Genomic DNA, 11,527 nt, shown 5'->3' on the forward strand with positions numbered 1-11,527 from the left:
TTCCCATAGTGATCAAGACTTGGCAAAGTGAAGCAAGGTCATTTCAAGCCGTCTACTGTCCGCGGGGACAGTAGACGCACAGGTTGGCCCGGCTTAGGCTCGGGCATCCCCCAGCCGGCCGGCGTCGACAGACAGGTGTGCGCGCCCTCCCGGTGGGTCGACCAAGCGGGTCCGTACGCCACGTTCGTACTCATTCCCGCTCGCTGCTCATGGGAGTCCGTATGCTCGTTCGCCCGGCCGCACCCAGGTATGCGGCGGCGTTGCTGTTCGCTTCGTTGCTCGTCACCGGCTGCTCCGGCAGCGGTGCGCCCGAGGCGGGGGACACGAAGTCCCCTGCGCCGAGCTCCCAGGAGCGGGCCTACTACGGGTGCCTGGAGAAGCACGGGGTCGTCCTGGAGAAGCGTGATGACGGTCAACTGCGCGTGGACAAGGACAAGAACGAGGACACGTCCCTGACGGGCGCCGAAGCGAAGTGCGCGGATCTCCTCCCCGATCACGTCTCCGCGTCGCCGGCCCCGTCCGAGGCCGTGGCAGCGGCACGGAATTTCAGCGCCTGCGTCCGGAAGAACGGCTTCCCCGACTACCCGGACCCCGATCCGAAGTCCGGGCAGGTCGATCTGCCGGCCGACCAGGCCAAGACGTACAAGACGCCCAAGTTCCTCGCCATCTCCGAGAAATGCTCCCCGGGCTCCGGCGGCGGCATCGCAGGCGGCTGAACCGAGTTTCCTCCGGACCGCACGCCGGGCCTCATCCCCCAACGGCACGTCGTCTCATCGGGCCGCGTGCCCCGCAGACATCACAAAGGAAGGCGATGACGGAGGTCACGCGCGTCGAAGCCGCTCCGGACCAGCCGGACGAGCAGGATCCGGAGCAGGGTGGCCTCGCCGGACGGCGCCGCTGGGTCGCTGCCGTGGCGGCTGCAGCCGTACTCGCCACTCTCGGAGGCCTCGGGGCTGCGCTGGTGGTGAAGTCACCGGCGCAGGTGGCCGCGGAGGCCGCGGCGCCACGGCCCGACGTACTGTCGGCCCCAGTGGAGTACCGGGTGCTCACATCGTCGATCATCACGCGCGGGGAAGTGGTGGCGGGGCAGTCGCTCCAGGTGGCACCCCAGGGGGCGGCCGGCGAAGGCGCGGCGCGGTCGGTGGTGACCAAGATCTCGGTGAAGACCGGGGACCCGTTGAAAGCCGGGCAGGTCCTGATGGAGGTGTCGGCACGACCGGTGTTCACGCTGCAGGGCAGCCTTCCCGTCTACCGCGACCTCCGTCCCGGCGCCACGGGTGACGACGTGTCGCAGCTCCAGCGCGCCCTGCGCGACCTCGGCCACGACACGGCCCCGGATCCCGTCGGCCGCTTCGGTTCCGGTACGAAGGCGGCACTCAACTCCCTGTATTCCACACTGGGTTACGATCCGGTCTCCGCGGAGCGGGGCGACGGGGACACGGTCGAAGGCGCCCAGGCCCAGGTCACGGATGCGGAACGTGCTCTTGAGGATGCCAAGGACGCTCTGACGGAAGCGACTTCACCGCACCAGGACTCCGGCAGTGAACAGGGTGACGCTGCCGGCGGTGGAGCCGCGAGGGGCGGTGCGGACACCGGCAGCCTCAGCAAGGCGGTCCGCAGAGCGCAAGAGGATCTGGCCGACGCACGGAAGAAGCTCGCCGACGCCAAGGCGGCCGCCGGTCCCATGCTCCCCGCCGCCGAGGTCGTGTTCCTGGAGGACTTCCCGGCCCGGGTGGACGCGGTGTCCGCCAAGGTCGGCGAGGACGTGTCCGGAACCGCCATGACGGTGTCCGCGGGCAAGCTCGTCGTCCAGGCGCACGTCCCCCAGTACCAGAAAGACCTCATACGGCCAGGACGCAAAGCCGAGATCTACTCGGAAGTGAGCGGTACGTCCGCCACGGGTGAGGTCACCTCCGTCTCCGACGCCCCGGCCACGTCGCAGGAGCAAGGACAGGGCGGAGCGAGCGGCGCTGCTCAAGGCCAGGACGCCTCGGGCCGGCTCGTGGAGATCACGCCCGACAAGCCGTTGAACGCCCGCCTCACCGGGCAGGACGTGCGCGTCACCGTCATCGCGGCGTCCACCGGCAGGAAGGCACTCCTCGTGCCCATCACCGCGATCAGTGCCGGTTCCGACGGCCGTACCACCGTGACGGTGCTCGAGACAGCGGGCAAGAGGCGCCGGGTCGAGGTCCGCACGGGTACCGCGGGTGACGGGTTCGTGGCTGTCGTCCCGGTGACCGTGAAGGCCCTCGCCGAGGGCGACCAGGTGGTGACGGGAGTGCCCCGCAAGGAGAACCCGTGACGGGAGCCGTGCCGGTCATCGAGTTCCGCCGAGTCGGACTGACGTACCCGGGGCCGCCGTCGGTGGCGGCGCTCAAACCCTGCAACCTGACGGTCGGTCCGGGTGAGTTCGTCGCCGTTGTGGGGCCGTCGGGATCCGGGAAGTCCACGTTCCTCAACATCGCCGGCCTGCTGGACGGACCGACCAGCGGCACCTATGTCCTGGACGGCATCGACACCGGGGCGCTCCGGGACTCCGACCGTACTGCCCTGAGAGGGCGCCGTATCGGGTTCGTCTTCCAGTCCTTCCATCTCCTTCCCCAGCGCAGTGCGTTGGAGAACGTCACGCTCGCCATGGTGTACAACGGCGTACCCCACCGTGAGCGAGCAGGACGCGCACGTCAGGCACTGGAACGCGTGGGCCTCGGCCACCGGGTCGACGCGCTGCCCACCCGGCTGTCGGGTGGTGAGCGACAGCGGGTGGCGATAGCCCGGGCGCTGGTGGCTCGTCCCTCCCTGCTGCTGTGCGACGAGCCGACCGGGAATCTGGACACGGCCAACGCGGACTCCGTGCTTGCCCTGCTCGAGGAGTTGCACGCGGACGGCATGACCATCCTCGTGATCACGCATGATCCCTTTGTCGCTGCCCGCGCCGGCCGGACGGTGACGATCCGCGACGGAGTGCTCAGCGTGCCGGAGACGACGCCCGAGACAGGGACGCCATGAGCCCGATCCGAGTGCCCTGCCGTCCTGCCCGACTGCGTCGTCGTGCCGCCCGCCCAGGCACAGGCTCTCAGGTCCAGGCGTCGGTGTTCGGCTGGCGTGATGCCCTTGCCGAGTCACTGGCCGGAATGCTCCAGCGCCCTGCGCGCTCCGCACTGACCGCCCTCGGCACGGTCCTGGGCGTCGGCACGTTCGTGGCGATACTCGGACTGACGGCGACCGCCTCGTCACAGATCGACACGCGGTTCAACGCCCTGAGCGCGACTGAGGTGACCGTAGAGGACATCGCCCACGAGCAGGACGAATTCGCGGGACTCGCTTTCCCGCCGGACGCCGACGAACGGATCGGACGACTGCACGGCGTCCGAAGCGTCGGAATCTACTGGCCGGTGCGGCTCGATCCGGACACGACTGTCAAGTCCTCGCCCGTGGGCGACAGTGGCCTTCAGGGCAGTATCGACGTCGTAGCCGCTTCCCCGGGAGTGTTCGACGCGGCAGGCGTCCGGCTCGCCGAGGGAAGGGGCTACGACACGTACGCGTCGGACCATGCGGCGCCCGTCGCCGTCATCGGCACCTCGGTCGCCGAGCGGCTTGGCATCACCACGTTGGAAACTCGTCCGGCGATCTTCATCGGAAGCCAGCCCTTCACCGTCACCGGCATCATCGACGGCGCCGAACGCAAGGCCGATCTGCTGCTGTCGGTCGTGGTACCGCATACGACCGCGGAACGGATCTGGGGCGCACCGCAGGACGGTGGCGCGAAGATGCTGGTCTCCACCAGGCTCGGAGCCGCCCGGCAGACCGCCCATGAGGCCGCGACGGCGCTGCGCCCGGACCACCCCGAGTACTTCAAGGTGATCCCGCCTCCCGACCCCAGGGCACTGCGGGGCGCAGTCGGAAACGACCTCGGCCAGCTGTTCCTGCTGCTGGCGGCCATCTGCCTGGTCATCGGTGCCGTGGGCATAGCCAACACCACCCTGGTCGCCGTTCTGGAACGGACCGCGGAGATCGGTCTGCGCCGAGCCCTGGGAGCGCGAGGGCGCCACATCACGGTGCAGTTCCTCGCGGAGTCGGGCGCGCTCGGCACGCTGGGCGGTCTGGTCGGCACGTCACTGGGCGTCCTGACCGTGGTCGCGGTCGCGGTGGTCCGGGACTGGACGCCGGTCGTCCATCCGGAGACCGTCGTCGCGGCCCCCGCGATCGGTCTGGTCACGGGTGTCGTCGCGGGGCTGTACCCGGCGTGGCGGGCGGCACGAATCCAGCCGGCCGAGGCGTTGCGCCGCTAGACCCTGAGCCGTGCCGCGACGGCGGGCGCGGCGATGTAGCCTGACCCCCGCCCCGGCCATGCACCCCCTTGACACAGCTTTCCGCCCGCGTCGCTCGTGCGGGGGATGGCACCGTGCGTCCCCGCCCGCCGCCGCCCCGCCCGCCCTAGGGTCCCGCCCATGACCGATAGCGACATCGCCCGGCGGCGGGCGCTCGCGCTGGGCGGCGCCGCCGCGGGGGCCGTCCTCGGAGTCGGGCTCTTCTCCGTCTTGTCCTCGGACGACGGCACCCGGGTACCGGGGCGGGAGGGAGCCGGATCCGGTCGCGACGGAGTGCCGGACACCGCACCGGACGCCGAGCTGTGCGTGCTCAACCGGAGTGTGGCGGCGGGCCCTTACCACCTGGACGGCGCGCCCCGGCGCTCGGACGTCACCGAGGGCAGGCAGGGCGTTGTGCTGAGGCTGCGGCTGACCGTGCGCGACCATCCGCACGCCTGCGCCGTCCTCGCGGGCGCCGACGTCGAGATCTGGCACTGCGACGCCCTCGGCCACTACTCCGGCTACCCCGACGCGCGTCCGGACGGCCGGGGACCCACCGCGGGCGGGTCCGCCGGCTCCGGGACGTTCCTGCGCGGCTGGCAGCCGACCGACGCCGGGGGCCTCGCCGAGTTCACCACGGTCTTCCCCGGCTGGAGCGCGACGCGGGCCCCGCACATCAACGTCAGGGTCCGCACCGGCGGCAGCAGGACCGACCGGGGCTACCAGGGCGGCAGGGTGAACTGGAGCGGGCAGCTCTTCTTCCCCGACCGGTACACCGACGCGGTGTACGCGAGGTCCCCGTACACCCGGCACACCGGCACGCGCACCCGGCTCGCGCAGGACCCGGTGTACCGCGAGGGCGGCGGGAAGGACGGACTCATGAGCGTCACCGGGGGCGTGGCCACGGGACTCGTCGGGGCGCTGACCATCGGCATCGACCCGGCGCGGGAGCCCGCGCAGGCCGCGACGGGCGCACCGCGCGCCGGGAGGACACCGGCACCGGACAGCGCGGCGAGCGCCTCCCGCCCGGCGAACCCCCCGACCCCTTGAACCCCCGGCGCCTTCCGCCCGCCCCACGACTCCCCGCGACCGAAGCCCCGGCCTCGTCACCTCCGCGCCGCCGCCAGGGCCTTCGCGACCCCGGGCTCCCGCGGCCCGAGGAACCGCGGGTCCGGCTGGAGCAGCACGTCCAGGGCCGCCTTGCCCGCCGCGAAGACCTCCCGGGTGCCGCCGTAGTACCAGGTCCTGTCATGCCTGTCGTCGACGCCGACGCCGTACGACGTGATGCCCGCCGCCTGGCACAGGGCGACCGCGCGCCGGATGTGGAAGCCCTGGCTGATCAGGACCGCCCGGTCCACGCCGAAGATCTTCCGGGCGCGCACGCAGGAGTCCCAGGTGTCGAAGCCCGCGTAGTCGCTGACGATCCGTTCGTTCGGCACGCCGTGCCGCGTCAGATAGGTGCGCATCGCGTCCGGCTCGTCGTAGTCCGCACGGCTGTTGTCGCCGGTGACGAGCACGACCTCGACGCGGCCCGCCCGGTACAGCCGCGCCGCCGCGTCCAGACGGTGGGCGAGGTACGGCGACGGCTCGCCGTCCCACAGGCCCGCGCCGAAGACGACGGCGACCTGCGTCCGCGGCACGTCCGCGGTCGTGCGCAGCCGGTCGCCCGTGGTGAGGTACAGCCACGTCGCCGGCAGCAGCGCGAGGACGCACAGCAGCATCAGGCCCTGGACGGTGCGCCGCTGCCCGGCGCGGGTGCGCGGCAGCCTCGGTCTGCGGATCCTCAGGCGCGGCAGGCCCATCACAACGCGTCCCCTTGGGGTCGGTGGCGTCGCCGGTCGTCGTCAGGTCGTCGCCGGTCGTTGTCAGTGGGGACGCGGCGTACGGCGATCCGGTTCGCCCGTGGCGGCTCGGAGTACGGTGATCCGGTTTGTTCCCGGCGGCGCGGCGTCCGGTGGTCCGGTGCGCCGCGGCGGCCCCGTGGATCGCGGCCGGCCCCGCTCGGCGCGCACCCGGCCGTGGCCCGCCCGGTCCCGCACCGCTACGACCAGGCCGTCGCGGCCCCCGAGCCGACCGCCGCACCCGCCCTGGCACCGGCCTGACCGAAGCGGCCCCGCGCGGGAAACGGCCGAGTCGAAGCGGACGCCGACATCCCGATTGTCACCGCCTGCGTCTACTGTCGGGGCATGGACGGGACTGCACCGAAGGGCCACGACACGTCCGCGCGGTACGAGGACGGTCCGGCGACCGCCAGGGCGTACGACGGCACGGACACCGAGCGCTGGGCGGCCGAACCCGACAAACGCCCGGGCCGCACCGCCTTCCAGCGCGACCGCGCCCGCGTGCTGCACTCGGCCGCGTTGCGCCGTCTGGCGGGCAAGACCCAGGTCGTCACCCCGGGCACGAGGAGTGACGCCTGGGACGCCAGCCCCCGTACCCGGCTCACCCACTCCCTGGAGTGCGCCCAGGTCGGCCGGGAGCTGGGCGCGGCCCTCGGCTGCGACCCCGACCTCGTCGAGGCCGCCTGCCTCTCCCACGACCTCGGCCACCCGCCCTTCGGGCACAACGGCGAACAGGCGCTGAACGAGTTCGCCTCGGACTGCGGCGGCTTCGAGGGCAACGCCCAGTCCCTGCGCCTGCTCGCCCTTATCGAGCCCAAGCGGTTCGTGCGCGTCCCGGCCACCGGCGAACTCGTCAGCGTGGGGCTGAACCTCACCCGCGCCGCCCTCGACGCCGCCACCAAGTACCCCTGGCCGCGCGGCGCCCACCCCACCGACCCCGCGTCCCCGAAGTTCGGGGTCTACGAGGACGACCGGCCCGTCTTCGACTGGTTCCGCAAGGGCGCCCCCGACCACCGCACCTGCTTCGAGGCCCAGGTCATGGACTGGTCCGACGACGTGGCCTACTCGGTGCACGACTTCGAGGACGGCCTGCACGCCGGTCATCTCGACCCGGGCTGCCTGTACGCCGAACCCGAGCGGCAGGCGGTCTTCGCCGTGGCCCTCGGCCGGTACGTGCCCGCGGCCACCGACCCCGAGGAACTCGCCGAGGCCCTCGACCGGCTGCTGGCCCAGGAGTGGTGGCCGCGCGGCTACGACGGCTCCGCGGTCGCCCAGGCCCGCCTGAAGGACGCCACCAGCCAGCTCATCGGCCGTTTCTGCCTGGCCGCGGAGGGCGCGACCCGGGCGGCCTTCGGCAGCGGCCGGCTCACCCGGTACGCCGCCGAACTCGTCGTCCCGAGAAGCACCCGCATGGAGTGCGCGGTCCTCAAGGCGGTCGCCGACCGGTATGTCATGCAGCGCGCCGAGCAGGAGCGGATCCGCGCCGACCAGCGGATCGTCATGGCCGAACTGGCCGAGGCGCTCACCGCCCGCGCGCCCGAGGGGCTCGACCCGCAGTTCCGGGCGCTGTTCCAGGAGGCGGCCGACGACCGGGCCCGCAAGCGGGTGATCGTCGACCAGATCGCCTCGCTCACCGACGCCTCGGCGGGGTCCCTGCACGCGCGGCTGACGGGACGCGCGTGACCCGGACCCGCTGAGACAGCCGGGACGTACGCGTCCCGGAGTAACCCTGTGTGGGCTGATCGGGCCACCCCTCTTCCCGCAGCACACCACGTGCGGGACGCTCCCTGGTGGCGACATCCTTACGAGGAGGCATCAAGTGGTCGACGCGGATCAGACATTCGTCATCGTCGGAGGAGGTCTCGCGGGCGCGAAGGCGGCCGAGACGCTCCGCGCGGAGGGCTTCACCGGCCGCGTGATACTGATCTGTGACGAACGCGACCACCCCTATGAGCGGCCGCCCCTGTCCAAGGGCTATCTGCTCGGCAAGGAGGACCGCGACAGCGTCTTCGTCCACGAACCCGCCTGGTATGCGCGGAGCGACGTCGAACTGCACCTCGGCCAGACCGTCGACGCCGTCGACCGCGAGGCGCGGACGGTCCGCTTCGGCGACGACGGCACCCTGGTCCGCTACGACAAGCTGCTGCTGGCCACCGGCGCCGAGCCCCGCCGCCTCGACGTCCCCGGCACGGACCTCGCCGGCGTCCACCATCTGCGCCGCCTCGCGCACGCCGAGCGCCTCAAGGGCGTCCTCACCTCGCTCGGCCGGGAGAACGGCCACCTGGTGATCGCGGGCGCGGGCTGGATCGGCCTGGAGGTCGCCGCCGCGGCCCGCGAGTACGGCGCGGAGGTCACCGTCGTCGATCCCGAGCCGACCCCGCTGCACGCGGCTCTCGGCCCCGAGCTGGGCAGCCTCTTCGCCGAACTGCACAGCGAGCACGGCGTCCGCTTCCGCTTCGGGGTACGGCTCACCGAGATCGTCGGCCGGGACGGTGTGGTGCTGGCCGCCCGCACCGACGACGGCGAGGAGCACCCCGCGCACGATGTGCTCGCCGCGATCGGCGCGGCGCCGCGCACCGCGCTCGCCGAGGCCGCGGGCCTGGAGATGGCCGACCGCGCGCACGGCGGGGGTGTGCTGGTCGACGAGCGGCTGCGCACCTCCGACCCCGACATCTACGCGGCGGGCGACATCGCCTCCTACCACCTGCCCCTCTTCGGTACCCGGCTGCGCGTGGAGCACTGGGCGAACGCGCTGAACGGGGGTCCGGCCGCCGCCCGCGCGATGCTCGGCCGCGAGGTGACGTACGACCGGGTGCCGTACTTCTTCTCGGACCAGTACGACGTGGGGATGGAGTACTCGGGGTGGGCGCCGCCCGGGTCGTACGACGAGGTGGTGCTGCGCGGCGACGTGGGCAAGCGGCACTTCATCGCGTTCTGGCTGAAGGAGGGAAGGGTGCTGGCCGGGATGAACATGAACGTGTGGGACGTCACAGAGCGGATCCAGACCCTGATCCGGGCCGGGACGGTGGTGGACCGGGAGGCGCTGGCGGACCCCGGGGTGCCGCTGGAGCGCCTGGTCCCCTGACGCGACGGCCGCCGTCCGCGGTCGCAGTGCCCCGTGCCGTGATTCCCGGGGCCAACCCCCGGGCCCCGGCCGGGGCCTGTCGGCGCGCCCCGGGACTGTCGGCTGCGCCCCGTAGAATTCACGCGTGGCAGGACGGATCAACGACGAGGACGTGAAGGCGGTCAGGGACGCGGTCCCGATCGACTCCGTCGTGTCCGAGTACCTCCAGCTGCGCAACGCCGGCGGCGGCAATCTGAAGGGCCTGTGCCCGTTCCACGACGAGAAGTCGCCGTCCTTCCAGGTCAGCCCGAGCAAGGGCCTGTTCCACTGCTTCGGCTGCCAGGAAGGCGGCGACACCCTCACGTTCGTGATGAAGGTCGACCACCTCTCCTTCTCCGAGGCCGTCGAGCGCCTGGCCGCCCGCGCGGGCATCACGCTGCGCTACGAGGAGGGCGGGTACAACCCCACCCACCAGCGCGGCGAGCGCATCCGCCTGGTCGAGGCCCACCGGCTCGCCGCCGAGTGGTACGCGGAGCAGCTCGACACCAGCCCCGAGGCCGACACGGGACGCGCGTTCCTTGCCGAGCGGGGCTTCGACCAGGCCGCCGCGGTCCACTTCGGCGTCGGCTACAGCCCTCAGGGCTGGGACCACCTCGCCCGCTATCTGCGGGGCAAGGGCTTCACCGACAAGGAGCTGATCCTCTCCGGCCTGTCCCAGGAGGGCCGCCGGGGCCCCATCGACCGCTTCCGCGGCCGGCTGATGTGGCCGATCCGCGACATCGGGGGGGAGGTCGTCGGCTTCGGCGCGAGAAAGCTGTACGAGGCGGACAACGGACCCAAGTACCTGAACACGCCCGAGACGGCGCTCTACAAGAAGTCCCAGGTGCTGTACGGCATCGACCTGGCGAAGAAGGAGATCGCGAAGGCGAGCCGGGCGGTGGTGGTCGAGGGGTACACCGACGTCATGGCGTGCCACCTCGCCGGCGTCACCACGGCCATCGCGACCTGCGGCACGGCCTTCGGCGGCGAACACATCAAGATCCTGCGCCGGCTGCTGATGGACAACGGCTCGGCGCGAGTGATCTTCACCTTCGACGGTGACGCGGCCGGCCAGAAGGCGGCCCTGCGGGCCTTCGAGGACGACCAGAAGTTCGCCGCCGAGACGTACATCGCGATCGCGCCGGACGGCATGGACCCCTGCGATCTGCGCCTCGCCAAGGGCGACGAGGCGGTCGCCGAACTGGCCGAACCCCGCACCCCGCTCTTCGAGTTCGCGCTCCGTCAGATCGTCGGCCGCTACGACCTGGACACCCCGGCCGGCCGGGCCGGCGCGCTGGACGAGGCGGCGCCGGTCGTCGCCCGGATCAAGAACAGCGGCGCCCAGCACGAGGTCGCGGTCCAGCTCGCCGGCATGCTCGGCATCCTCGACACCCAGTTCGTGGTCAAGCGGGTGGCGCAACTGGCCCGTTGGGCCCGCGACCGGGGCGGCCGGGGACCGGCGCCGGCCGGGCAGCGTGCCCCGGGGTCCTACCGGGCGGCCCCCCGCCCGGCGGCCTCCGGCCCGGCGCTCAACCTCCGCAACCCGGTCTACGCGACCGAGCGGGAGCTGCTCAAAATCGCCCTCCAGCGGCCGGAGATGGTCTCCCCGGCGTTCGACGCGTACGGGGTGGACGAGTTCACGGCGGCGCCGTACGCCGCCGTCCGCCAGGCGATCATGGAGGCGGGAGGCGCCGAGTACGGCACCCACGATCCGCAGGAGTATCTGGTCCGCGTCCGCGAGGCGGCACCCGACGACACGGTCCGCGCCATGGTCACGGAGCTGGCGGTCGAGGCGATCATGCTCCGCAAGGAGGTGGACGAGGCCTACGCGGGTGCTCAGCTGGTCACGGTCCGCCGCCGTGCGGTCGAACGCCGCGTCCGTGACGTCCAGAGCACCCTGACCCGCCTCGGCGCCTACGGAGACCCGGCCCAACTCGCCACCGTGCAGAACGAGCTGTGGGTCCTGCAACAGTACGACCAGGCGCTGCGGGAGCGGGGCACGGCGGCGCTCTGAGCACCGCCGGGGGACTACGCCTCGGAGGGCTCCTGCCCGATCGGCTGTGGGCAGTGCGATGGTCGAACGAGCTGAGTAACCGCACGGTCACGCACGGGACTCAAAAAGTGGTCGCACGCCCCTCGTGGCAGCGATGTGTCGTACTCCACACTGGGGTGCGGTGCCTGAGAGCTCCGGACAAAATGGGCGCCCGGCTCGCGACGCCTGGCACGCACGCTCGCCGCGTTGCCGAAAGGCCCAAGTAGCTCCGCTACGAGGACCT

General features: G+C 72.2%; 9 protein-coding genes. 8 read left to right on the top strand and 1 reads right to left on the bottom strand.

Features of this window, described 5'->3' with window-relative positions; genetic code table 11:
• Positions 1-221: 221 nt before the first annotated feature.
• From ACWD5Q_RS17685 to ACWD5Q_RS17705, 5 genes are all read left to right on the top strand, one after another.
• Entirely contained in the window at positions 222-716 is a 495-nt protein-coding gene (locus tag ACWD5Q_RS17685) for a hypothetical protein (RefSeq protein ID WP_451427919.1), read from the top strand.
• 95 nt (positions 717-811) lie between these two features.
• Positions 812-2,302 carry a peptidoglycan-binding protein gene (locus ACWD5Q_RS17690; protein ID WP_451427920.1) on the top strand — a complete coding sequence of 497 codons (1,491 nt, stop codon included), beginning with the start codon at positions 812-814 and terminating at the stop codon, positions 2,300-2,302.
• Positions 2,299-3,006, top strand: coding sequence for an ABC transporter ATP-binding protein (locus tag ACWD5Q_RS17695; protein WP_451427921.1), 708 nt, complete (start codon positions 2,299-2,301; stop codon positions 3,004-3,006). Before ACWD5Q_RS17690 ends, ACWD5Q_RS17695 begins: the two co-directional genes overlap by 4 nt.
• The gene (locus ACWD5Q_RS17700; RefSeq protein ID WP_451427922.1) at positions 3,003-4,289 is read left to right on the top strand and encodes an ABC transporter permease; all 1,287 of its coding nucleotides are present in this window, start codon (positions 3,003-3,005) and stop codon (positions 4,287-4,289) included. The genes ACWD5Q_RS17695 and ACWD5Q_RS17700 overlap by 4 nt, the downstream gene beginning before the upstream one ends.
• Positions 4,290-4,448: 159 nt before the next feature.
• Positions 4,449-5,357: an intradiol ring-cleavage dioxygenase gene (locus ACWD5Q_RS17705; RefSeq protein ID WP_451427923.1), complete on the top strand. Its 909-nt coding sequence runs from the start codon at positions 4,449-4,451 to the stop codon at positions 5,355-5,357.
• A gap of 56 nt (positions 5,358-5,413) precedes the next feature.
• Here ACWD5Q_RS17705 and ACWD5Q_RS17710 read toward each other — a convergent pair whose 3' ends face one another.
• Positions 5,414-6,109 (bottom strand): SanA/YdcF family protein, encoded by a 696-nt coding sequence (locus ACWD5Q_RS17710; RefSeq protein WP_451427924.1) that lies wholly within the window; start codon positions 6,107-6,109, stop codon positions 5,414-5,416.
• A 384-nt stretch (positions 6,110-6,493) separates the two neighbouring features.
• Here ACWD5Q_RS17710 and ACWD5Q_RS17715 point away from each other — a divergent pair, with 384 nt between their 5' ends.
• From ACWD5Q_RS17715 to dnaG, 3 genes are all read left to right on the top strand, one after another.
• Positions 6,494-7,831, top strand: coding sequence for a deoxyguanosinetriphosphate triphosphohydrolase (locus tag ACWD5Q_RS17715; protein ID WP_451427925.1), 1,338 nt, complete (start codon positions 6,494-6,496; stop codon positions 7,829-7,831).
• A gap of 136 nt (positions 7,832-7,967) precedes the next feature.
• On the top strand, positions 7,968-9,233 hold the full coding sequence (locus ACWD5Q_RS17720; protein WP_451427926.1) for an NAD(P)/FAD-dependent oxidoreductase: 1,266 nt from the start codon (positions 7,968-7,970) through the stop codon (positions 9,231-9,233).
• Positions 9,234-9,357: 124 nt separating this feature from the next.
• The gene (gene dnaG, locus ACWD5Q_RS17725) at positions 9,358-11,265 is read left to right on the top strand and encodes a DNA primase (protein ID WP_451427927.1); all 1,908 of its coding nucleotides are present in this window, start codon (positions 9,358-9,360) and stop codon (positions 11,263-11,265) included.
• The last annotated feature ends 262 nt before the right edge of the window (positions 11,266-11,527 follow it).

The organism is Streptomyces sp. NPDC002513, from assembly GCF_053595355.1.

What these genes read in the sequence shown, in the direction of transcription:
- ACWD5Q_RS17685 (WP_451427919.1), top strand. Translation starts at nt 222, where the DNA reads ATGCTCGTTCGCCCGGCCGCACCCAGGTATGCGGCGGCGTTGCTGTTC.
- ACWD5Q_RS17690 (WP_451427920.1), top strand. Translation starts at nt 812, where the DNA reads ATGACGGAGGTCACGCGCGTCGAAGCCGCTCCGGACCAGCCGGACGAG.
- ACWD5Q_RS17700 (WP_451427922.1), top strand. Translation starts at nt 3,003, where the DNA reads ATGAGCCCGATCCGAGTGCCCTGCCGTCCTGCCCGACTGCGTCGTCGT.
- ACWD5Q_RS17705 (WP_451427923.1), top strand. Translation starts at nt 4,449, where the DNA reads ATGACCGATAGCGACATCGCCCGGCGGCGGGCGCTCGCGCTGGGCGGC.
- ACWD5Q_RS17710 (WP_451427924.1), bottom strand. Translation starts at nt 6,109, where the DNA reads ATGGGCCTGCCGCGCCTGAGGATCCGCAGACCGAGGCTGCCGCGCACC.
- ACWD5Q_RS17715 (WP_451427925.1), top strand. Translation starts at nt 6,494, where the DNA reads ATGGACGGGACTGCACCGAAGGGCCACGACACGTCCGCGCGGTACGAG.